At 57.0% G+C, this 22,805-nt stretch carries 21 protein-coding genes; 6 read left to right on the top strand and 15 right to left on the bottom strand.

Going from position 1 to position 22,805, the window contains the following annotated elements:
* Positions 1 to 3 precede the first annotated feature (3 nt).
* From ASF69_RS05680 to ASF69_RS05650, 7 genes are all read right to left on the bottom strand, one after another.
* A complete protein-coding gene (locus ASF69_RS05680) occupies positions 4 to 1,665 on the bottom strand; it encodes an ABC transporter ATP-binding protein (RefSeq protein WP_062586278.1) in 1,662 nt (553 codons plus the stop codon).
* Positions 1,665 to 2,507 (bottom strand): ABC transporter permease, encoded by an 843-nt coding sequence (locus tag ASF69_RS05675; RefSeq protein ID WP_062586202.1) that lies wholly within the window; start codon positions 2,505 to 2,507, stop codon positions 1,665 to 1,667. Before ASF69_RS05675 ends, ASF69_RS05680 begins: the two co-directional genes overlap by 1 nt.
* A gap of 2 nt (positions 2,508 to 2,509) precedes the next feature.
* Positions 2,510 to 3,460, bottom strand: a complete 951-nt coding sequence (locus ASF69_RS05670) for an ABC transporter permease (protein WP_062586200.1) — start codon at positions 3,458 to 3,460, stop codon at positions 2,510 to 2,512.
* A gap of 130 nt (positions 3,461 to 3,590) precedes the next feature.
* Positions 3,591 to 5,204, bottom strand: coding sequence for an ABC transporter substrate-binding protein (locus ASF69_RS05665; protein WP_062586277.1), 1,614 nt, complete (start codon positions 5,202 to 5,204; stop codon positions 3,591 to 3,593).
* A 75-nt stretch (positions 5,205 to 5,279) separates the two neighbouring features.
* A complete protein-coding gene (locus tag ASF69_RS05660; RefSeq protein ID WP_062586275.1) occupies positions 5,280 to 5,996 on the bottom strand; it encodes an HAD-IA family hydrolase in 717 nt (238 codons plus the stop codon).
* A gap of 241 nt (positions 5,997 to 6,237) precedes the next feature.
* Entirely contained in the window at positions 6,238 to 7,611 is a 1,374-nt protein-coding gene (locus tag ASF69_RS05655; RefSeq protein ID WP_062586199.1) for an aspartate aminotransferase family protein, read from the bottom strand.
* A gap of 14 nt (positions 7,612 to 7,625) precedes the next feature.
* Entirely contained in the window at positions 7,626 to 8,474 is an 849-nt protein-coding gene (locus ASF69_RS05650; RefSeq protein ID WP_062586197.1) for a GNAT family N-acetyltransferase, read from the bottom strand.
* Between the two features lie 308 nt (positions 8,475 to 8,782).
* On the opposite strand from ASF69_RS05650, the gene ASF69_RS05640 reads away from it, so the two are divergent.
* Complete coding sequence (locus tag ASF69_RS05640; RefSeq protein WP_062586192.1) at positions 8,783 to 9,451, top strand: haloacid dehalogenase type II; 669 nt, start codon at positions 8,783 to 8,785, stop codon at positions 9,449 to 9,451.
* Positions 9,452 to 9,477: 26 nt separating this feature from the next.
* A complete protein-coding gene (locus ASF69_RS05635) occupies positions 9,478 to 10,755 on the top strand; it encodes an FAD-binding oxidoreductase (protein WP_062586190.1) in 1,278 nt (425 codons plus the stop codon).
* A 41-nt stretch (positions 10,756 to 10,796) separates the two neighbouring features.
* Here ASF69_RS05635 and ASF69_RS05630 read toward each other — a convergent pair whose 3' ends face one another.
* The 6 genes from ASF69_RS05630 to argE form a co-directional block, all read right to left on the bottom strand.
* The gene (locus ASF69_RS05630; protein WP_062586189.1) at positions 10,797 to 12,254 is read right to left on the bottom strand and encodes an NAD-dependent succinate-semialdehyde dehydrogenase; all 1,458 of its coding nucleotides are present in this window, start codon (positions 12,252 to 12,254) and stop codon (positions 10,797 to 10,799) included.
* Positions 12,251 to 13,312 (bottom strand): tartrate dehydrogenase, encoded by a 1,062-nt coding sequence (locus tag ASF69_RS05625; protein ID WP_062586187.1) that lies wholly within the window; start codon positions 13,310 to 13,312, stop codon positions 12,251 to 12,253. The genes ASF69_RS05630 and ASF69_RS05625 overlap by 4 nt, the downstream gene beginning before the upstream one ends.
* A 14-nt stretch (positions 13,313 to 13,326) precedes the next feature.
* A complete protein-coding gene (locus ASF69_RS05620) occupies positions 13,327 to 14,790 on the bottom strand; it encodes an aldehyde dehydrogenase family protein (RefSeq protein ID WP_062586185.1) in 1,464 nt (487 codons plus the stop codon).
* 14 nt (positions 14,791 to 14,804) lie between these two features.
* Positions 14,805 to 15,167 (bottom strand): cupin domain-containing protein, encoded by a 363-nt coding sequence (locus tag ASF69_RS05615; protein ID WP_062586184.1) that lies wholly within the window; start codon positions 15,165 to 15,167, stop codon positions 14,805 to 14,807.
* Between the two features lie 21 nt (positions 15,168 to 15,188).
* On the bottom strand, positions 15,189 to 16,112 hold the full coding sequence (locus ASF69_RS05610; protein ID WP_062586182.1) for a glyoxylate/hydroxypyruvate reductase A: 924 nt from the start codon (positions 16,110 to 16,112) through the stop codon (positions 15,189 to 15,191).
* Positions 16,113 to 16,215: 103 nt separating this feature from the next.
* Positions 16,216 to 17,340 carry an acetylornithine deacetylase gene (gene argE / locus ASF69_RS05605; RefSeq protein ID WP_062586180.1) on the bottom strand — a complete coding sequence of 375 codons (1,125 nt, stop codon included), beginning with the start codon at positions 17,338 to 17,340 and terminating at the stop codon, positions 16,216 to 16,218.
* Between the two features lie 149 nt (positions 17,341 to 17,489).
* On the opposite strand from argE, the gene ASF69_RS05600 reads away from it, so the two are divergent.
* Positions 17,490 to 18,437, top strand: a complete 948-nt coding sequence (locus ASF69_RS05600) for a GNAT family N-acetyltransferase (protein ID WP_082469646.1) — start codon at positions 17,490 to 17,492, stop codon at positions 18,435 to 18,437.
* A gap of 195 nt (positions 18,438 to 18,632) precedes the next feature.
* Here ASF69_RS05600 and ASF69_RS05595 read toward each other — a convergent pair whose 3' ends face one another.
* Complete coding sequence (locus tag ASF69_RS05595) at positions 18,633 to 19,538, bottom strand: LysR family transcriptional regulator (RefSeq protein WP_062586178.1); 906 nt, start codon at positions 19,536 to 19,538, stop codon at positions 18,633 to 18,635.
* 151 nt (positions 19,539 to 19,689) lie between these two features.
* Between ASF69_RS05595 and ASF69_RS05590 the strand changes: the two genes are divergently transcribed.
* Positions 19,690 to 20,469, top strand: a complete 780-nt coding sequence (locus ASF69_RS05590) for an SDR family oxidoreductase (RefSeq protein ID WP_062586177.1) — start codon at positions 19,690 to 19,692, stop codon at positions 20,467 to 20,469.
* Positions 20,470 to 20,568: 99 nt separating this feature from the next.
* Complete coding sequence (locus ASF69_RS05585) at positions 20,569 to 20,898, top strand: nuclear transport factor 2 family protein (RefSeq protein ID WP_062586175.1); 330 nt, start codon at positions 20,569 to 20,571, stop codon at positions 20,896 to 20,898.
* A gap of 117 nt (positions 20,899 to 21,015) precedes the next feature.
* On the opposite strand, the gene ASF69_RS05580 is transcribed toward ASF69_RS05585, so the two are convergent.
* On the bottom strand, positions 21,016 to 21,516 hold the full coding sequence (locus ASF69_RS05580; RefSeq protein ID WP_062586173.1) for a cupin domain-containing protein: 501 nt from the start codon (positions 21,514 to 21,516) through the stop codon (positions 21,016 to 21,018).
* 377 nt (positions 21,517 to 21,893) lie between these two features.
* Here ASF69_RS05580 and ASF69_RS05575 point away from each other — a divergent pair, with 377 nt between their 5' ends.
* Positions 21,894 to 22,700, top strand: coding sequence for a GNAT family N-acetyltransferase (locus ASF69_RS05575; protein ID WP_062586171.1), 807 nt, complete (start codon positions 21,894 to 21,896; stop codon positions 22,698 to 22,700).
* The last annotated feature ends 105 nt before the right edge of the window (positions 22,701 to 22,805 follow it).

Below are 22,805 nucleotides of genomic sequence, written 5' to 3'. Positions count from 1 at the left end.
GCTTTAGCGCTGCGCGAAGGCCCGTACCAATTCTGGGTCCCGCTCCAGACCGTCCAACCAACCGGTGTCCAGTTTGGGTACGGAAGAGAACAGCAGCTTGGAATAGGGGTGAGCGCTGGCATTGCCCACGGCTGATGGTGGCATCTGCTCCACCTTTTCGCCCGCATACATCACGGCGATTTCATCGCAGATGGCCTGCACCACGGAGAGATCGTGGCTGATAAAAATGTAGGAGAGCTTCAACTCCCGCTGCAACTCTTTCAACAGGTCGATGATGGCGGCGGCGACGACCGTGTCCAATGCAGACGTAATCTCGTCGCAAAGAATGATTTTCGGATCGGCAGCCAAAGCACGCGCCAGGTTGACGCGCTGTTTTTGCCCGCCGGACAATTCGGCCGGACGGCGAAATTTTAAGGTGCGTGGCAGCCGAACCATATCGAGAAGCTGATCGACCCGTGCTTGGCGCGCAGCTCTGTCCATGTCGTGATAGAAAGCGAGTGGTCGTTCCAGAATGTCGCCAACGGCCTTGGAGGGGTTGAGCGCAGTATCGGCAAACTGAAAGACGATCTGAAGCTTGCGCAGTTCTTCGCGTCGGCGCTGGCGGGCGTCCGCGGCCAATTCCTTGCCATCGAAGATGATGTGGCCGGAGACAGGCGGCAGAATGCCTGCGATGACGCGGGCAAGGGTTGATTTTCCGCAACCGGATTCACCGATAATACCGAGATTTCGGCCCTCTTCCAGTGAGATATCGACCGATTTCAATGCGAGCGCTAACGGCATGCCGTTGGGCTGAATCGGTCCGTAACCTGCAACAATGCCCTTTGCTTCCAGCAGCGGCTTTTGAAATTTACTTCCAGTTTCCTCCGCGCTGGCGTGGATACGAGGTTTAAAGGCTGCAAGAAGCTCCTGGGTGTAGGGGTGTTGCGGCGCGGTCAGAATCTGTTCGGCGGTGCCGATCTCCTGCACTTCGCCACCCTTTAAAACGACGATGCGATCCGCAATCTGTGCGACGACAGCAAGATCGTGCGAGACGTAAACACCTGCTAAATTGCCGGCTTTCATGACGGATTTGAAGGCGCGCAGAACTTCGATCTGGGTCGTGACGTCAAGCGCAGTCGTCGGTTCATCAAAAATCACGAGGCGGGGATTGCCGATCAACGCCATGGCCGCAGAAAGCCGTTGCAGCTGACCGCCGGAAACCTGGTGCGGGTAACGATCACCGATCGTATCGGCATTGGGCAAGGCAAGTGCCCGGAACAGTTCAATGGCACGCTCCTTTGCGACCTCATCGCTCATGAGCCCATGAATACGCACGACTTCTATCACCTGATCCATGATGCGCTGCGCGGGATTAAAAGCGGCAGCCGCACTTTGCGGCACATAGGCGACTTCCGTGCCACGCAGTTTCGCAAGCCCTTTGCGTGACGTCGCGGCCATATCATTGGCGCCCAGACGAACCGAACCGCCAACGATCTTGCAGCCCGGGCGGGTGTGACCCATCAACGTCAACGCAATGGTCGTTTTGCCGGAACCGCTTTCACCAATCAGAGCAACGATTTCACCATCGGCAATATCGAAACTGACGCCGCGAATGATTTCGACCGTCCGGCCAGTATCGGTCTTTGCTTCGACCTTGAGATCACGAACTTCAACGAGATTAGCCATCATGCGCTCCGGTCACGAATTTTCTGCGGCAGATTGTCGATCAGCATGTTGACGCTGATGGTGAGCGTCGCGATCGCGATGGATGGAAACATCACGGCAGGTGCGCCGTAGGAGAGCCCGCCGATGTTTTCCCTCACCAGCGCGCCCCAGTCGGCGTTGGGCGGCTGCACGCCAAGGCCGAGGAAGGACAGGCCGGACAAAAGTAGCACGATGAAAACGAAGCGAAGGCCAAAGTCTGCCAGCACCGGGCCCAAGATATTGGGCAGGATTTCCGAGCGGATAATGTAGAAAACGCCTTCTCCACGCGCGCGGGCGACAGTCACAAAATCCATTGTGTTGATGTTGACGGCAAGCGAGCGGGCAAACCGGTAGGAACCCGGGGTATAGATGATGGCCATGGTTATGATCAGGACTGGAATGGATGGCCCCATGGCTGCCACGATGACGAGGCCGAAAAGCTTGCTGGGAATTGAAATCAGCGCATCCAGAAAGCGTGACAGACATGTGTCGAACCACCCGCCCGTAACGGCGGCGCACATGCCAAGCGTCACACCCGAAACGCAGGCTATGGTAACCGAGGCAAGCGAGATGCCGACCGTGTAGCGTGCGCCCATAAGAATGCGGGAGAAGATATCACGACCCAGATAGTCCGTGCCCATGACGAACTTCTGCGACATTGGACCGAAGTAGTCGAAATCAACGATATCGCCGACCGGATAGGGGATCAGCAGCGGCGCGAAAATCGCGATGGCGGCCCAGAAGAGAATGACCGTCAGCGCCGCAATTCCGACTGCGTTGAACCGATATCCGAGCTTGCGGGGGGAAAGAGCAAAACCTGCCATGATCAGCGGAGCCTCGGATTAGAGACGATGGCGATGATGTCCGCAATGGTGATCAATATGAGATAACCGAGGCAGAAGATCAGGGCACAGGTCTGGATAAGGGGCAAGTCGCGGGTGGAAACAGCATCGACCATCAATTTGGCAATGCCTGGATAATTGAAAATGGTTTCAACGATAATGACGCCTCCCAGCAGGTAGGATACAGAAAGCGCGACGGCGTTGACGATGGGGCCGAGCGCATTGGGAAGAGCGTGGCGCAACACCATGCGGGAGCGTGATGCGCCTTTCAGCAGGGCCATTTCCACATAGGGCGTGTCGAGCGTCTCAATCACGGCAGCGCGTGTCATGCGGATCATCTGCGCGGAAATGACGAAACTCAGCGTGATCACAGGCATTGCAAAGACGCGCAGCAATTCGCCGAAGGATTGGACCTCATTGGCAAAGGCAAGCGCTGGCAGCCATTTCAGATAGACCGCGAAAATCAGAACGGCGGAGGTCGCCACCATGAATTCGGGAACGGATATGACCGTGATGGTGATTGTCGTGACGATACGGTCGTATATCGTCCCACGCATGATGGCGGCGGTGATGCCGAGCGTCAACGCGATAGGAATGGAAAACAGCGCGGTCACGGCGGCCAGCTTCATTGTGTTGGCCAGCCGTCCACCGATGAGGTCGACAATGGCCATGTTGTTTGCGTAGGATTTGCCCAGATCGCCAACGAACAAACCGCCAAGCCAACGGAGAAAGCGTAGAATGGCCGGGTCATCGAGATGCATGGCGGTTCTCAGGCCCGCTACGGCCTCTGGCGTGGCTGACTGTCCGAGCAGGATTTGCGCGACATCGCCTGGCAACATCTCGGTTGCGAAAAACACGGTGAAGGCAACGATCAGCAGGGTGATGATCGCCACGAAGAGCCGGTTTATCACAAGTGCAAGGACATGTTTGTTCATACGGCCTCTCTTTCGGAAACGATCCTGGCTCCCGTTTCAAGTCATTGTCCGGCCAAAGCGTGCGGATATCAATGCGGGGAAATAGGCGGACCTTCGCCCGCCGCCTGTCGCGACGGGCAAAGGTCCGGGATCAGGCCTCGAGCCATACATATTCGGCGAAGGCGTAACCCATCATTCCGCCAAGCGGGCTGGGCTGAAGGCCCTTCAGCTTGGAAGATATGCCATCGACATTTGAGATATAGACCGGAACGATCGTACCGGCTTCTTCCGCGATCATCACCTGCATTTCGTTGTAGATCGTTTTGCGCTTTTCGATGTCGAGCATGCCGCGTGCTTCGACCAGCATCTTGTCGAACTTCTCCGACTTGTACTGGCTCTCATTCCATGGCGCGTTGGAAGCGTAGAGAAGTGAAAAGAGAATATCGGGGGTCGGGCGCGGGTTTATGTTGCCGAAGTGCATTGGTGCTTTCAGCCAGTAGTTCGACCAGTACCCGTCGGAGGGAACGCGCTGGACATCGAACTTCATACCAAGTTGAGCGCCTGCCGCCTGTACGACCATTGCCATGTCAATGGAGGAGTTTGCAGCCTCCGATGCGACGATCGGGATGGACTGGCCGAGCAGGCCAGACTTCTGGAAATGGAACTTCGCCTTGTCAGGATCGAAGGCTTTCGGCTTGAGGTCCTTGTTGTGGTACATGTTGGCGGGCGAAACCGGCTGGTCGTTGCCGAGTTCGGCCAGACCGCGCAGCACGGACTTCTGGATTTGCTCGCGATTGACCAGATTTTTCATGCCTTGCACGAAATCGGCCTTATTGCCCGGTGCCATGTCCAGGCGCATGTTGAGGTTGGTGTAGTTGCCTGAAGTCGTCTTGGAGATGACAACGTTTGGCTGACCTTCCATCAGGCGGATGGCGCGTGGGTTTACGGATGCGGCAAGCTGGATATCGCCTGCCAGAAGCGCGTTGACGCGGGCGGTATCGTCGGAGATCGCGAAGAACTCGAAGGAATCGAGATAAGGCCCTTCGGACTTCCAGTAGTTTTTGTTCTTCGTGGCGACCGAGCGGACGCCGGGTTCGAACACGTCGCAGACGAAAGCGCCGGTACCGTTGGCTTTCGAGAAATCCGTCGTGCCATCGGCGATGATCATGAAGTGGTGCAGCGCCAGAATGGTCGGCAAGTCAGCATTGGGATTTTCAAGGGTGATTTCGACGGTCAGATCATCGATCGCCTTGAAGCCGGTCATCTGCTTGGCAATCGAATTGACCTTGGAGCCGACGGCGGGGTCGAGGTGGCGCTTGAGAGAATAGACGACGTCTGCCGAGGTCAGCGACTTTCCGTTGTGGAATGTCACGCCCTTGCGAAGCTTGACGGTCCAGACCTTGGCGTCCTTGCTGTCAATGGTTTCCGCCAGTTCCATCTTCGTCATGCCGGCCTGATCGATGATCGAAAGGCGATTATAGAAGGCGCAGCAGCGTACATAGTCCGTGGAAAGGGACGCCTTGGCCGGATCGAGCGTATCTGCGGTGGAAGACGACCAGCCAGCCGCCTTTAGCGAGCCACCGGAAACCGGCGCAGCGGCAAGGGCCTGACCGGCGCGTCCGAGAATGGCGGAGCCAGCGGTCATGGCAACGCCACCTGCCATTAGCATCTTAAGAAGGTCGCGACGGCTCGCGCCACGGCGAATGGCATTTTCAACCATGGCATCGTCAGCTGAGGTCCAGTTGGTCAGTCTGTTATCGGTCATGTTCATTCCCCTTTTTGTTAGATTCAGGCGGGTCGAACGGCTTATGTGCGCCGCTTTTACCCTTGGAGGGCAGTGTCAGGCGTTGGCTTTCTCCTCGACTGCATCGGCGAGCGCTGCCATGGAGGTGAAGTGGAAATCCGGTTCGGTAAAGTTTTCCGGCTCGATGGTTCCGCCATAGCCCTTTTGCGCATGGCGTCTCTCGATCCAGCAATTCGTCATGCCCAGCTTCCGGGAAATTCCGATGTCGTGATACTGGCTCTGGGCTACGTGCAGAATGTCGTCCTTGCTGTTGCCTTCGGCTTGGACGAACGCGAAGACATGGTGGAAAAAGGCAGGGTCGGGCTTTTCCGTGCCGGTGTCGTCGGCGGTGAAGCCCTGATAGAACGGATTTCCTAGTTCCTTGGAAAAGCATTCGAAAGCCCAACGCTGGGCGTTTGTCATGGCAATCAGCCTGTAGCGCTTGGCAAGTTGCGAGAGGGCGTCAGCGCTATCGGGAAAGGCTTTCCAGCTTTTTGCGGAATCGCGAAGCCGTTCGCCGAGCGCGCGTTCGGCGGGCAAGCCGAGATCCGGTGCGATTACCAGATAAACGCGAACGAGATCATCCGGGAACAGGCCGACATCGGGCAAATAGCGGGCCTTGCGATAAAGCGTCAGCGCAGCTTCGGCATCGACGGACACGCCATGCTCTTCAGCGATCTGCTTCAGGCATGTGGTCAGGCCGCTTTCGAAATCGATCAGCGTTCCCACCACATCGAAGCTCAGATATTTGAAGTCTGCTAAACTCTTCGGCAAAGTCATGCTCCTGTTTTGCAAGCGGATCGCGGATGGGTCTTGATATCGTCGCAGAATTCTGTGCTGTCAGTTTTGATCCGTAATCACTCTGTTCCCGGCTTGGACGGTCGATTTTGGCGAAAGTACCGCGTTCTTTCCGTTCATCATGGCAAGAATTGGTCGCGGGATTCGCTGAAAGACCGGATCCTTGCGGCACTATATTCTGAATATGCCGCCCGAGCGGTATTTCCAACGCAGCCCGTCAGACCATAGCGGCGCGCACGTCCGGATCTTCGAGCGTCTGGTTCAGCGTCGCGCGCGTGCGCTCGATGATCGCGTCAATCTCGCTTTCGGTGCAGCAGAGCGGCGGCGCATAGCCGAGAACACCATTGCCGAAGGCGCGAATGACGAGGCCATTTTCCCAGGCTCGGTCAAAAATTCGGCGCGATGGGTCAGCAGCGGCAGGCAAAGGCGTTTTCTTATGCTTGTCCGTTACCAATTCAATGGCTGCCAGCATGCCGCGACCGCGGACATCGCCGACGAGGGGATGATCTGCAAGGCTCTGAAGTCCCGCCATCAATCGCGCGCCGGCCTTAACGCCGTTTTCAAGTAACCCGTTTTCATAGAGTCTCAGCACTTCCAGCCCAACAGCCGCGCTGACTGGATGGGCCGAGTAGGTGTAGCCATGGCCGATTGCCGCGGCCCCTGCACCATCCGCGATGACATTATACACCCTGTCGGACATGAACACGGCACCCATCGGCACGTAACCGGAGGTCAGGCCTTTGGCGGTGGTGATGAAATCCGGTACGACATCATCTTCCGAACACGCAAAGAGCGGGCCGGTGCGGCCAAAGCCGGTGATGACTTCGTCGGCCACCAGCAGCACATCATACTCTTTGCAAACCTCGTGCATGGCTTTTAGCCATCCCCTCGGTGGCACCAGAACACCGCCCGAACCTTGAATCGGTTCTACATAGAATGCCGCAACACGTGTAGCCCCAATCTCTTCGATCTTCGCTCGCAAGGCCGCAACGGAAGAGGCGATAATGGCGTGCGGATCGGTGCCGACCGGATTGCGATAGGCATAATGCGACGGAATTTTGTGCTGCCAGTCGAACGGCAGACCGAAGCCCGCATGAAATATCGGAAGCGCAGTGAGGCCCGCACCGACGGTGCTTGAACCATGATAACCCTGTTCAAGGGAAATGAACTGATCCTTCTGCGGTGTGCCGAGAGAATGGTAGTAATAGCGTATAAAGCGAACCGTGCTGTCCACGGCATCTGAGCCACCAAGCGTGAAATAGATATGGTTGAGGTCACCCGGCGCACGGTCTGCCAGTTCCGATGCCAGGCGGATTGCAGGTTCGGAGCCGAGGCTGAAATAGCCTGTTGCATAAGGGAGCTCGCGCATCTGTTTTGCAGCGGCTTCTACGATGCTTTCATGGCCGTAACCGGCATTGACGCACCACAGACCGGCGAAACCATCAATCATCTGGTGACCGGTCATGTCGGTTACGGTGGCACCTTTGGCCGATTTCAGCACACGGACACCGAGCTTTTCATGGCCTCTGTAGGACGCAACGGGATGGACCAGATGTGCGCGGTCGAGTTCGATAAGGGAATTGCTGAGCATAACGATCTCCAGGATCAACCGAGGGCCTGACTGGCCAATGCAAATGTTTGGGGGATGACTGTTTGAACGGCGATGTTTTCGCGATGCTTTGCATCCCGCACCATGGCGATGCCGCCGCCGACATGGAACAGGCCATGATCCGTCAGCCACGGGGCAAGGCCGGTGTGTTCGCTTGTGTCGACGCGCAGGAACTTGCCCTCCTTTCCGGCAAACAGAAACGAAAGCAGAGTCTTGGCATCCGCGGCGTTGTCTGCGACGACAGGTCCCGCGACATCGCCGCGCCCGAAGTGGCGGATGGCGCCGAAGCCGACAATGCGGCTTTCACGACGAATGACGGCAAGGTGGCCGTGTTCTGCCAGGTAGTCAAGCAAAGTGCGGCGATCCATGGTGCAGGCCGTGCGGTCAAGGTCGAGGCATTCCGCCAAATCCTGCCTGCCCGCCCACTCAACACCTTCACCGGGCCGGATGGAAGATATCTGTCCCTGATGTTGGACGATGCGGTGGGTCTCGCGAAAACCGAGCTTTTCATAGAGCGGCAATCCATCCTGCGTGGCAACTAGCCTGCATTCGCGCCCACTCGCCGCGTTCAGCGCAAAATCCATCAGACGCTTGCCGATGCCGAGTCCACGCATTGTTTCATCAACAATCACCATGTTGATAGTCGCGACATCATTGCCATAGAGCGTTGCCATTGTTGTTCCAAGAACACGGCCCTGATGTACGGCAGCGACGCCCTTGCTGAGTGCAAGACCCATGGCCCAGTCTTCGATTCTATGCGGCCATTGCGCTTGTTGCGAAAGCGCCAGCGCACCCTCCAGATGGCTGGAAGTGAATTCAACGAGATCGATTTGGCTCGCCAGCATGGCGTATTCCCTCACGGCATGTTTGCTTTCTTCATTGATAGCCCTTGGCGCAAAGAAGATCGTCCTTACCTCAGCGTCGGTTCGATCAGTTTGCGCTGTCTGTGGTTGAAGCTGCCGCATCTTATGCTGCGGCCATGGTGGATGGCCCCAACGAGCGAAGGTCGCACAACTCTCTGCCAAAGCGCTGCATCTTTACGCAACAATCTGCTTCGGTTGACGGTGATTGCGGTGACCGCCGCCGAATCCGACCACTATTATGACGTGATGAAGAGCTCAGCCCCACGGCCACTGCACAAGGACAGAACGACATGACCCAGTTTCGACCCAAGTACATCACCTTCGATTGCTACGGTACGCTGACCAACTTCCAGATGGCGGAAGCGGCACAGACGCTCTACGGCGACCGGCTGGATGCGCAGCAGATGGCGCAGTTCATCAAGAACTTTGCAGCCTACAGGCTGGATGAGATTCTGGGAGACTGGAAGCCTTATAACGCAGTCGTTCACAACGCCTTGGAGCGCGCATGCCGCAAGAACGGCGTTACCTTTAAGGATGAAGACGGTCGCTTCGTTTATGAGCAGGTGCCGAGCTGGGGGCCGCATGCGGATGTTCCTGCCGGTCTAGCTAAGGTCGCCAAGGAAATTCCGCTGGTTATCCTGTCGAATGCCATGAACGAGCAGATCATGTACAATGTGGAAAAGCTCGGCGTGCCTTTCCACGCCGTTTACACCGCGCAGCAGGCCAACGCCTATAAGCCGCGCTTCAAGGCTTTCGAATATATGTTCGACTTGCTGGGCTGTAATCCGGAAGACATTCTCCATGTTTCCTCGTCATTCCGCTACGATCTCATGTCTGCGCATGATCTCGGCATCAAGAACAAGGTTTGGGTCAATCGCGGCCATGAACCAGCCAATCCTTATTACGGCTATACGGAAATCAAGGATATCTCGGGTCTCGCTGGCGTCGTCGGACTTTAACGCAGCAACATAGGGGAATGAGGACGATGCAGTTCAAATCCTACTGGCACGACACGGCCCCCATCTTTACATCTGCAACACCGGGAGAGGTGGAAGGTACGTTCGATGTCGCCATTATCGGTGGCGGCTTTACCGGCCTGTCCGCAGCGCGCAGTCTGGCCAAAGGTGGTGCGAAAGTGGTTGTGCTGGAGGCGCAGCATGTCGGCTTCGGCGGCTCCGGCCGCAATGGCGGGCATCTCAACAACGGCATCGCCCACAGTTTCATTTCGGCAAAAGAACATCTAGGCGTAGAGCGTGCCAGCGCGCTCTACCGCGCCTATGATGATTCCGTTGATACGATCGCGGCGATCGTGGCGGAAGAGGGCATCGATTGCAGCTTCCGCCGCGCCGGCAAACTGAAACTGGCGTCAAAGCCTGCACATTTCGACGCCATTGCCAAGAATTTCGAAGTCGTCCACCGCGAGATAGACGCCGATACCGCGCTACTTTCCAAGGCTGAGCTGCAGACGGAAATCGGTTCTGATGACTTCCACGGTGCGATGCTGTCGAAGAAAAGCGGCATGATGCATATGGGCCGTTTCGTGCATGGCGTTGCACAAGCGTGCGTGCGCCACGGTGTTACCATTTTTGAAAAGGCGCCTGTGACGTACCGCACCGAACAGGGTGGCATCCATCGGCTGACAACACCGCGCGGTTTTGTCGAGGCGCGCAATGTCGTCGTCGCCACCAACGCCTACACGTCTGGCCCCTTCGATTATTTCAGGCGCCGCATCATTCCGGTCGGCAGCTTTATCGTGGCGACACGACCGCTGAGCGAAACGGAAGTCGCTTCCGTCATGCCCGGCAACCGCACCTGCGTTACCTCCATGAATATCGGCAACTACTTCCGTTTGTCGCCGGATAACCGGTTGATATTTGGCGGGCGAGCGCGTTTTTCCGCGACATCGGATGCGCGCTCGGATGCCAAAAGCGGTGAAATCCTGAAAAACGGGTTGGCAGAGATTTTTCCGCAGCTACGCGGTGTGGATATCGACTATTGCTGGGGTGGTCTGGTGGGCATGACCAGCGACCGGTTCCCGCGCGCAGGCGAAGTCGAAGGCCTGAACTTTGCCATGGGCTATTCCGGCCATGGCGCACAGATGTCGATCCATATGGGAACGCTGATTGCCGACAAACTGCTCGGAAAGCCGGATCGCAATCCGCTGAAGGGTCTGGATTGGAATGCGGTGCCGGGCTATTCCGGCAAGCCCTGGTTCCTGCCAGTGGTCGGCTTTTACTACAAGATGCTCGATAAGTTTCAGTAGAGTTAGAGGCCCGCAACGATCAGGTTGCGGGCATTTTTCTCTCAGTTCAAGCCGCCAATGTGGAAGGCCTTGGTCTCCAGATATTCCTCTATACCGCACTGCGCGCCTTCACGACCAAGCCCGGATTGCTTCATTCCGCCAAAGGGTGCGACTTCCATGGAAACGGAACCAGTGTTGAGCCCAACCATGCCGAACTCCAGTGCTTCTCCCACGCGCCAGGACCGCTTCAGGCTTTCCGTGTAGAAATAGGCCGCCAAGCCAAAAGGTGTGCCGTTGGCAATGGTAATTGCCTCTTCTTCCGTTTCAAACCTAAAGAGCGGGGCGACAGGCCCGAAGGTTTCCTCAGCGGCCAGAGCCATGTCTATCGTCGCACCGCCCAACACGATGGGTGCGGTAAATTGTTCGCCCTCAGGCAATGTCGGGAGTGTCGACAGAATTTCCGCTCCCTTGGAGAGCGCGTCTTCGACGTGGCGGTTGATCTTCTCGATAGCGGCAGCGTTGATCATCGGACCGATTGTGACGCCAGCTTTTGTGCCCGGACCAACCGTCATGGCGGACACTTTTGCCGACAGTTTGGCGGCAAAAGAATCGTAAACGCCAGACTGAACCAGAATGCGGTTGGAGCAGACGCATGTCTGGCCGCCATTGCGGAATTTGGACGCAATCGCGCCTTCGACAGCAAGATCGACGTCGGCATCATCGAAAACGATGAACGGAGCATTGCCACCAAGCTCCAGGCTCAGGCGCTTGATGCTGTCTGCGGCACCTCGCATCAGCAACGAGCCGACACGCGTGGAGCCGGTAAAGGATATCTTGCGGACCGTTTCGTTGGACAGCATCTCGTTGCCGATCTCTGTCGGCATGCCGGTGACGATGTTGATGACGCCTGCGGGAATGCCTGCCCGCTCTGCCAAAACGCCCAATGCCAGAGCGGAATAGGGCGTGAATTCGGAGGGTTTGATGACGACGGTGCATCCGGCGGCAAGCGCTGGAGCCACTTTGCGGGTAATCATCGCATTGGGAAAGTTCCACGGTGTGATGATGCCGCATACACCCACAGCCTCCTTCAGAATGACGATACGTCGGTCTGGGGTGGGGGATGGGATGGTATGGCCATTTATGCGACGGGCTTCCTCGGCAAACCATTTGACGAAGGATGCGCCGTAGCGGATTTCACCCTTGCTTTCTGCCAAGGGCTTGCCCTGTTCCATGGTCAGCAGGAGCGCGAGATCGTCCTCGTGCTCGATCATCAGCGCATACCACTTTTCCAGGAGGGCTGCGCGCTCTGCATGGGTTTTGGCCTTCCACAGTGCGAAGGCCTTGGCCGCAGCATCGATGGCTGCGCGTGTTTCATTCCCACTCATATCCGGCACGGTACCCAGCACACTCTGTGTGGCGGGGTCGATGACATCGACAGTCTTGCCTGACGCTGCGTTCAGCCATTTACCGGCAATGAAACCTTGCTGCTGAAACAGGCCCTGATCTTTTAGAGCGTTCATTCCATTTCTCCTTTAAGCAACGCAGTCAGCACGGCTGCGGTAATCACATCGGTTTTGTCCTTGCCGGGCACGGTTCCAACACCTTTGGCGGTGGCTGTCTCAATGGCCAAAATGATAGCAGCGGCGGCTTCTTTCTCGCCGAGATGATCTAGCATCATCGCGCCCGACCAGATGGCCGCTATGGGATTGGCAATGCCGAGATGAGCGATATCGGGTGCCGAGCCATGCACGGGTTCGAACATGGAGGGGGCCGACCTGTCGGGATTGATGTTCGCCGAGGCAGCAAAGCCCAACCCGCCCTGGATGGCGGCACCCAGATCGGTAAGAATATCGCCGAACAGGTTGGAGGCGACAACGACATCCAGTGTTTCCGGTGCCATCACCATACGCGCGGCCATTGCGTCGATATGATAGGTCGTCACTTCGACGTCGGGATAGTCTGCTGCAAGTTTCGCCGTCATCTCGTCCCAGAAGACCATAGAATATTTCTGGGCATTGGACTTGGTGATCGATGCCAGTTTCTTGCGGCGGGAGCGGGCCTGCTCGAAGCCGAAACGCAGAATCCGCTCTACGCCTTTGCGCGTGAAGATAGAGGTTTCGACGGCCACCTCGTCCGGTGTGCCGACATGGACGCGACCACCCGCCCCGGAATATTCCCCTTCGGTGTTTTCACGGATGCAAAGAATATCGAATTCGTCCTTTTTCAAGGGGCCTTGGACACCTGGCAACAGGCGGTGGGGGCGGATATTGGCATATTGCACAAAGGCTTTACGGATCGGCAGTAGCAGGCCGTGGAGCGATACAGAATCCGGCACCTCCGCTGGCCAACCCACTGCTCCCAAGAAAATGGCATCGAAACTGCGCAGCTTTTCTGTTCCATCCGCCGGCATCATTGCGCCGGTCTCCTTGTAGAAGGCGCAGGACCACGGAAATGTCGTCGCGCTCAGCGTAAACGTGCCCTGCTTTTTCGCCGCTGCCTGCAACACGGCCCAAGCGGCACGGATAACCGCAGTGCCGATGCCGTCACCGGGAATGAGTGCGATGGAATGGTTTTTCATGGATAGTGTCCGCCTTAGAGATCGATAAGAACGCTTTTGGACTTACGGTTGGCAATAAAGGCCTCACGCCCTAGATCCTTGCCTATGCCGGAGCTCTTGTAGCCCCCTGTCGGCAGAATGTGGTCGCGAGAGCGGCCATAGCGATTCACCCAGATCGTGCCCGCTTGCAACTTTCGCGTTACGCGGATGGCGCGCGCAAGATCACGCGTAAAGATGCCTGCCGCTAAGCCGTATGTCGGATGGTCGGCCAAGGCGAGAGCCTCCTCCTCATCCTGGAATGTCTGCAGCGTGAGAACCGGCCCGAAGATTTCCTCCGTGACCGCGGGGGAATCCTGCGTGACGTTCGCAAGCAAAGTCGGGGCGTAGAAATAGCCATCGCGATCCATTATCTGCCCACCCGTCAGACACTCTGCACCGGCGCCGATCGCGGCACGGACGATTGCGTCGATGCGTTCGATCTGCTTTTGCGAAATGATCGGGCTGTATTGGGTTTTCTCGTCCCATGTCGGCCCTGTCTCAACGCGGCACATGATCGCGGCGATAGCTGAGATGAGTTCCTCTGCGATTTCCTGCGCAACGATGAGGCGTGACCCTGCCACACAGGCTTGGCCCGCATTGGAAATGATGCTTTGTGCGACGGCCTTGGCGGTGCGCTCGATATCGGCATCGGCAAAGACGACTTGCGGGCTTTTGCCGCCAAGCTCCAGCGTCATCGGCTTGATGCCGTTGCGAGCGACATTCTGCATGATAGCGGCACCAGCGGTGGTGGAGCCGGTGAAGCTGACTTTCGATATATCCCCATGGCCGGTAAGAGCATTGCCTGTGACCAAGCCATCGCCCAGGACGACGTTGATAAGTCCTGCGGGAATGCCTGCCTCGACCGAAAGCTCGGCAATGCGGAGGGTCGAGAATGGTGTCATTTCCGACGGTTTCAGCACGACGGCATTGCCCGCCGCCAAGGCGGGGCCGAGCTTCCAGCCCGCCATCGACAGCGGAAAATTCCACGGCGTGATGGCGCCGACGACACCATAAGGCTCGGTCATGATCAAGCCCAGGCTGGTGTCGGAGGTGGGAACAAGATCGCTGCCTTCCTTGTCCGCAAATTCGGCAAAGAAGCGGATTTGCTCTGCAGTGACGGCGATATCGCCCGCAACCAGATGCCCAACGGGACGGGTGGAGGATACCGCTTCAAGCTTTGCCAGATGTTCCGCGTCCTGCTCGATTAGATCCGCCCAGCGTTGCATCGCGCGGGTGCGGTCTCGCGGGCGCACACCGCCCCAGTTGCTGCCTTTGAGCGCGGTTTTGGCAATCTGCACGGCCTGATCCACAAGATCGGCACTGGCGACCGGGCAATCTCCAAATGCCACACCATCCGAGGGGCGATGCATGGCAATGCCCTCGCTGGCATCCACCCTTTCACCGCCGATGAAGTGGTAATGCGGCAGTGATATCGTGTCTGGATCAAAGCTAAGCGTCATCGCCGTGTCGTTCCTTATGCCGGATCCGTCACGGTCACGTAGATTTTGCGAACCGTCTCGATGGTACGCCAGACGCCGACAAAGCCGGGCTTCATCATGAAGCTGTCGCCTGCGCGATAGGTAGTGGTTTCGCCGTCTTTTTCGTCCAGCTCGATGACGCCGGAGATGATGTGGCAGAATTCGTAGGTCGTGCCCTTGATGGAATGGGTCTCGCCTGGTGTCGCCTCCCAGATGCCGGTGTGAACGGTGCCATCGCGGCAGTCGTCCAGCGCCCATGTCTTGAAGGATGGGTTGCCGGAAATGAGCCGCTCAGGGGTTGGCTTTGCTTCTTTCGGCGTGGTCTGCGGATTAGTGTCGATACGGGTGATGAGCGACATGGACTGTCCTTTCTGTGCTATTCAGTAGCCGCGGCTGCGGTCGATGAGGCCGATGGGGTCGAGGCCGTTTGTGTGGCGGCGGATATTGTCGATAACGGCCATCGCTGCCGTTTCCGGCTGGGTGACAGAGGCGATGTGCGGGGTAATGATGACGCCGGGGTACCGCCACAGCGGATGGTCCGCAGGCAGCGGTTCCGGGTCTGTCACATCAAGCACTGCACCGGACAGATGGCCAATGTTCAACGCGTCTATCAACGCTGATTGGTCGAGCTGCTGTCCACGCCCGGCATGTATGAGAGCCGCTCCGGCGGGCAGCTTCGCAAAAAGTTGGGCGTTCAGGAGCCCTCGCGTTTCAGGCGTCAACGGTAGAAGGCAGATGAGAATATCCGTCTGCGCCAGAAAGCCATCGAGCTGATCTGCGCCGTGGTGGCAGGTCACGCCTTCGACGGCATGGGCGCTGCGGCTCCAGCCAGAGAGCGGAAAGCCGAAAGGTTTTAGCCTCTCCAAAACCGCCTTGCCGAGATGACCGAGGCCCATGACGCCGACGCGCCGCTCATGTGCTTGTTTTACTGGCAGTGCTTTCCATTCGGCTTTCGCCCGCTGCGCAAGATAGTCTGGCAGGCGACGGTGGAGTGCCAGAACGCCGAGCGTCACATATTCCTGCATCATCCTTATAATGCCGTCTTCCACCATGCGCACCAGTTTCACATGGGCGGGCAGGGCCGAGGTATCGAACTGATCGATGCCGGCACCGATGGAAAACAGAATTTCCAGATTTTTATAGCGGGCAAGGTCGTCAGGTGCCGTCCAGGTGATGAGATAGTGCACGCTTTCTGGATCGACGGAGGCGGGATCGCATATGAACGGCACCTCTGGCAGCTCCTGCGCAAAATGCTCGGCGAAGATTTTCGCGCGCGCCGCGTCGGAATTGAACAGAAATGTCATGCGCCAGCCCTCGTATTTCAGTCGCCCGAAGGTGGCGTATTTCAAACGGCAGGATGCACTGAAGCAGCAATGGATCGCAGCACATCTGACCGATTTGGCAGCGTCACGCGCTCAATCGCCTTCCAAGCTGGAGAAGCATTCTGTGGCAGAGGGAGAGTTCGTCGCGGGTAATGAACTCGTTTGCCTTATGCGCGCGCGCGATATCACCCGGACCGCAGATGATGCTGTCGATACCGGCGGCCTGGTATAGTCCGGCTTCGGTGCCATAGCTGACGGCGGCTAATGGTTCGAGCCCCGTTAATTCACGCATGAGTGCGGTTAGAGGTGCGTCTTCTGCGAGTGAGAGAGCCGGGTATTCACTCAATGTATCGAAGCTGACGTCGAAACCGTTTGTTTCCAACGTTTCTGTTGCCTTGCGCAGTGGCTCGAGCAGACTGGCGGGCGAAACACCGGAAATAGCCCTTGCCTCGATATCGGCGACGCAGAGGTCGGGAATGATGTTCACGGCCTGCCCACCTTTGATCGTGCCGACCTGGAGCGAGGAGTAGGGAGGCTCAAAATTGCTGTCGAAAGGACCATGCGTCAATGCATCTGCCGATTTCACCGCGCTTTCCAGTATCTTGCTCATCGCATGAATGGCATTCAGGCCCTGATCGGGTCGCGAGGAATGGCCTGTACGGCCCCTTACCGTGATACGTGCTGCCGCCTTGCCCTTGTGCGCGCGAATGGCGCGCAGGCCGCTCGGCTCTCCAACGATGCACATATCGGGTAGGGCGCAAAGTGTGGGCATGAGGTTGATGAGGTGCGGCACACCTTTGCAGCCAGCTTCTTCGTCGTAGGAAAAAGCCAGATGGACAGGTCGCTTCAGCCGCATCTTCAATAGCTCGGGCAAGGCAGCGAGAGCGCAGGCAAGAAAGCCTTTCATGTCACTGGTGCCGCGTCCATAAAGCCTGTCACCGTCTGCATGCAGGGAGAAAGGATCAGATACCCAATCTGTTTCACCCGCCGGAACAACATCCATATGGCCGGAGAGAATGACTCCCGGCACATCGCGCGGGCCTATGGTGGCAAACAGGTTCGAGCGATCTCCCTCCGGTCCCAAGGCGATGGTGACCTGTGCACCATGGCTGCGGGCGTAGTCGGCAATCCATTGCACGATCGTTGCATTGGGCTGCCCAACGACTGACGGAAATGACACCAATCGTTCCAGTATGTCGAATTCACCCATGCCAGCCTCGCGATCTTTTCGCGACAAACTAGAACCTTTGTCATCCAGAATACCTCGAATGCATCGCAGCTTTAGTGGATACTGCTGAAAGTCAGGCAAATTCGGCTGAAATATTTGGCGTCGATGACGTATTTCTGGAAACCGTATTTATGACATGCAGGGAATGCCCATGGCGCACGGAACCTGCACAGGGGGGCGCGGTGGATCATCACGGCACCATACAGCTTGAGGCCTTTGAACTGACGCTGGAAGATATCGCCAGCGCCGATATCGAAAAGCTGCACGCATTGTCCGTCGGCGTTGGCTGGCCTCATCGGCCCAAAGACTGGCAGATGCTTCTGGAAAACGGCAATGGTGTCGTTGCGGTCGATTCCATTGGTCGTCTTGCGGGCTCGGCCATGTGGTTTGACTTCGGATCATCGTTTTCCACGATTGGTATGGTCATAACGCCTCCTCGGCTTCAGGCAAGAGGGGCCGGAAACTGGATGATGCTGCATGTGATGCAGCAGGCGGGCAAGCGCCGGTTTGGGCTGAATGCCACCCGTGCGGCAAAGCGGCTCTATCAGTCTTTGGGTTTTGTAATCGAAAAGACCGTGTTTCAGTGCCAAGGCGAGGCAACGCCGGTCGCCGATCCCCCCCTTGCGGCTGGCGCTACGCTGCGCGCTCTGGCACCCGGCGATGTTGAAGCCATTCTTGCGCTCGATTTGACCGCTTTCGGCGCCAGCCGCGACACGCTGTTCAAATCTCTGCTTCCGGTTTCCAAAGGCGTGGTACTGGTGCGCGGGCAGCGCATCGAAGCCTTCTCGCTCTGCCGTCGTTTCGGGCGCGGCGCTTTGATCGGCCCTGTTGTCGCAACCAACGAGGCCGATGCCATCGCCGTAACGCATCCGCATGTGGTGGATCATGCCGGACAGTTCCTGCGCCTCGATACGAGAGAAGAAAGCCACGCATTTCCGCAATACCTTGCAAACTCGGGCATTGCAGTCTTCGATACTGTCACCACCATGTCACTTGGCGGTTGCTGGATAGGGGGGCACGAGGCTTCTAAAAATCTCGAACCCAAAATATGGGCACTCGCCAGTCAGGCCTTCGGCTGAATCTCTTCGTCTAACCCGGAAATAATTTCTATCAACGTCGTAATCCGTTTCCGGGAGCTTCAGTTTCGACGCGGTTCGGTGCTTGGGTTTCATATGACCAGTCACGCAATGAGTGCTGTTCTGGTGAGACAGTCACCTTTTCTAACCGCAATTTGGTGAGCTGGACTCAACCGACCGTGAGGGCTTGACTGTTCTTCATCTAGCTTGAGCCGTTGCGTGAACCCTTGCCAGCGCCAGGAAAGCCTTCACGCCCGCCGACAGGTTGCGGCGACCGGGATAGTAAAGGCAAAGTCCTGGAAAAGGTGGTGTCCAGTCATTCAGGATACGTATGAGCCGGCCTTCTTCAATGTCGGCCAGAACGCTTTGCTCCATGAAAAAGCCGATGCCCGTGTCTTCAAGGACTGCCACTCTGGCGAGGCTGGCTTCGTCCAGGATAATCTGACCACGAACATCGATCTGTGCCATCTCTCCGTCCTTCTCAAAACGCCATCTGAAGACTGCACCATCGGGCAAGCGTACTCGGATGCACTGATGGCCGAGAAGGTCGGGCGGCACCAAAGGGGTGCCGTGTTTTTCCAGGTATTTCGGGGAGGCAACGACGGCATATCGCTGCGGGCGCCCAAGAGCGACCGTAATCATGTCGGTGGGAACGAGCCCCGCGACACGGACGCCGATGTCGAAGCCGTCTGCTACGATATCGACCAGCTTCCCCTCGGTCACGATGTCCACGACCATATCAGGATAGCGACGAAGATACTCCAAAACGAGAGGTGAAATGATCTCCCTGGCGGCAAAGGGTGCGGCGTTTATCCGTATCGTGCCAGATGGCGTATCGCGCTCTGACCGGACCGCTTCAAGCGCTCCTTGGATATCCTGCAGGGCCGGGCCCACCTGTTCTACGAAAAGCCGCCCTGCACCCGTCAGCGAAAGGCTGCGGGTCGTGCGATTGAACAACCGGACACCCAGATTCGCTTCCAGCTTATTGATGGCAAGGCTCAATGCAGTCGTTGACATACCAAGATCAATAGCTGCAGCCCGAAATGTGCCTCTTCTGGCGATCGCAATGACGGCGTTGAGTTCTGTCAATCCTGCTTTGTCCATTGTCCCGATTTCCGCTGCACCTCATCCCGGTTTATCCCACTTATAACTATAATTGTCGAATGTTAACTTTACTCATGGACGCATCAACCAAGAGGAAGAGAGACATGTCGACCGACAACGTGAACGACCGCATCACAGAGGAGATGTGCTGATGGACAATTTTCTCAATTTGAAAGGCAGACGCGTTCTCGTTACCGCGGGTACGAAAGGAACAGGCAGAGCGACTGTAGATCTGTTTCGCGACCTTGGGGCTCAGGTCATGGCGACCGCACGTTCCAGGCCACAAGGGTTTCCAGAGGAGCTCTTCTTTGCCTCCGACCTCACGACTGCCGATGGCGCTTTGGCGATGTCAAACGCGGTCAGAGAGCGCTTGGGAGGCGTCGACGTCATCGTGCACATGTTAGGCGGTTCGTCGTCCCCCGCTGGCGGCTTTGCTGCACTGGACGACAACCAGTGGGACGCCGAGATGAATTTGAACCTGTATCCGGCCGTCCGCCTTGACAGGGAGCTCGTGCCCGGCATGGTCGCCCAGGGACGGGGCGTCGTAGTTCACATTACCTCAATCCAGCGGGTTCTTCCTCTGCCGGAATCAACGACCGCCTATGCAGCAGCGAAAGCCGCTCTTTCGACCTACAGCAAGGCGTTGTCGAAAGAGGTATCGCCCAAAGGCGTACGCGTGGTGCGGGTTTCACCGGGCTGGATCGAAACGGAAGCTTCGGTTCATCTGGCTGAGCGCCTGGCTGAGCAGGCTGGCGGAGACTACGAGGCCGGCAAGAAGATGATCATGGACGGACTTGGCGGCATCCCGCTTGGGCGGCCTTCAAAACCTGCTGAGGTCGCAAACCTGATCGCCTTCCTCGCGTCTGACCGGGCCGCATCGATAACCGGCACCGAGTACACCATCGACGGTGGAACTGTGCCGACGGTGTGAGCACGATGGCCAGAGCCGACAGACCGGTTGCACGGATCTGCCGCCCGCGCGTGGCAGAATGATGCTTCAAACTCGATCAATTCATTAAGGAGACTGATCATGACTATTGAACTGCCAAAGGCAATCCAATCCTATTTCGAAGCAGACAAGAATGGCGACACCGACGGTGTTTCCAAGTGCTTCGTCGAGACGGCCTTCGTAAAGGACGAAGGCAAAATCCATCTGGGCCGAGACGAAATTCGAAACTGGAAAAGCAGCTCGTCAAAGGAGTACGAATATACGGTCGAGCCGTTCAAAATCGTAACGGAAGGAAACCGGACAGTGGTGACAAGTCATCTCGAGGGCAATTTTCCCGGTAGCCCGGTCGATCTGCGCTATTTTTTCGTTCTCGATGGCGACTTGATTCAAGAGCTTGAGATCAAGCCCTAGTCTGAGGGCATCGGCGAGAGCTATGGAAGCCCGAAAGCCGGCCTTGGCACCGGAGGGTGATTTCATCCTCCGGGCGTAGCGCCGACTTTCGGGCATTGGCCGCCAAGGCCACAGCACCTATTGCTTCGGTCGCGGTGACATGACGGAATAAACATTGTCGAAAGGCGGAGGCCCGACGATCGTAGAGCCGCCAGCATCCGCCAGTTCGGCAATGGCAGACAAATCGCCGTCTTTTAGTGAACCGATGAGCCTGAACGTCTTTTCCATGTGCCCAGGCGAAAAAAGGATCAACATCCGGACCGGCTTGTCTCCAAGATTACACCAGGCGTGCACTGTTCCCCTTTTGACGGTGGCAGAACCGCCAGCGGAAAGCACCAGTTTCTCGTCACCATTGGCCAGATGAAGGCTACCCTCCAGAACGATGAAATGTTCTTCTTCGTTGGCGTGGATATGAAGCGGTACGCCATTGCGAGGTTCTGCGATAACCTCGATCATTGTGTACCTGCCTTCGGTCTCCGTGACAGACGTGCGCAGCGCAAATTGCTCGCCGGGCGTAACCTCACACCATTCACTGACTGCAGCAGCCTTCTGGGTTAGCCCATTAACCGACGTATCCATTCGAAATTTCCTTTCAGACGTTGCATGACACCGTGTCAGCATGATGTGTCTTGGAAGGTCCGTGTTACATTTCGGATGCAGAGACATTTTTTGAAGTTACGATTGAAGCCTGAAGACGAAGCGTGAACTGGCGGTCTCAGCAAGAAAGATTGCCGCTCCGAGCTTCACGTCCACGGCCTGCGATTGGGTTCCCGGTATCCTAATGTCATTCGTAACGTGAATTGCGAATTCGGAAACCTCAATTCCATCTACAGCAAAGAGACTCCCGCTTGCTGTGACCCATAAAATCTGTCGGCGGATGAGTCGGTTCGGTGCTGCTCAGATTTGGGAAGAGCAGGTCCTGTCGCCACTGGATTCGATGTATTGAGGAGCTGACTATGAACTCTCTGTTCCCTGTCTACGGGGCACCCGCGCACGAAGATGCTATAGAAGCGAAGGCCTTTGTAGACTGGCACCGGGTTTGTTCCAGCAAGGTTCAGGATGATCACGGCTTTCAGTGCCTTCCGCTCGAACGTGGATGCGCGATCTCACTTCCAGACGCGCCGGGCCCCACCCTCAATCGCATTTTTGGAGTGTCGACGGTTGAGGAGCTGGAGGAAGCATTCACATGGATGAGCACAAAGGCTGGCACCAAATTTCTGCAGCTCAATATCGAATCCGCCTCTGACGAGGTGAGGCATTGGATCGATGCAAGGGGGCTGGATGAGCAAGGCCCCGCGTGGGCCAAGCTGGTTCGTAGTAGCGAATTAGATCTGGCTCCTCCGCCAAATGAGATGACATGCCGCAAAGTGCGCTCGACTGAACGTGAGCTCTTCGGGGCGATCATCTGTAGCGGCTTTGGCTTGTCTGAAGCGCTGATCCCCGTCTGGGCGTCAATTGTCGGAAAAGACGACTGGTCATGTTTTTTTGCTCTGGACGGAGATAGGCCGATTGGAACCGGCGCGATGTACTCGTCCGAAAACACAGTTTGGCTGGGTGGGGGAACCGTGCTGCCCGCTTTCAGAGACCGCGGGGCACACAAGGCTCTGATTTCAGCCCGGCTAGACGAAGGCAAGGCGAGAGGGGCATCTGCATTCGTGGTTGAAGCCAAAATCTCTCCACCCAGCACGGCCAGCGTTTCATACGAGAACCTGAAGAAGCTTGGTTTTCAGCATGTCTACAGCCGTAGCAACTTTGTTTTTTGAGCGCGTCAATTCTTATGACGCTACCTGCTCCGACCAGCTCCCATAGGAAGTGTGTCCCACCCCGACCTGACGAAAAGCGTCCGCATTTCAAGCTTTGGGGAAGAA

Source organism: Rhizobium sp. Leaf311 (assembly GCF_001423445.1).
In the GTDB taxonomy this organism is placed as follows: Bacteria; Pseudomonadota; Alphaproteobacteria; order Rhizobiales; family Rhizobiaceae; genus Agrobacterium.
The sequence above is the reverse complement of the archived record's forward strand: the minus strand, read 5'-3'. Positions and strand labels throughout refer to the sequence as shown.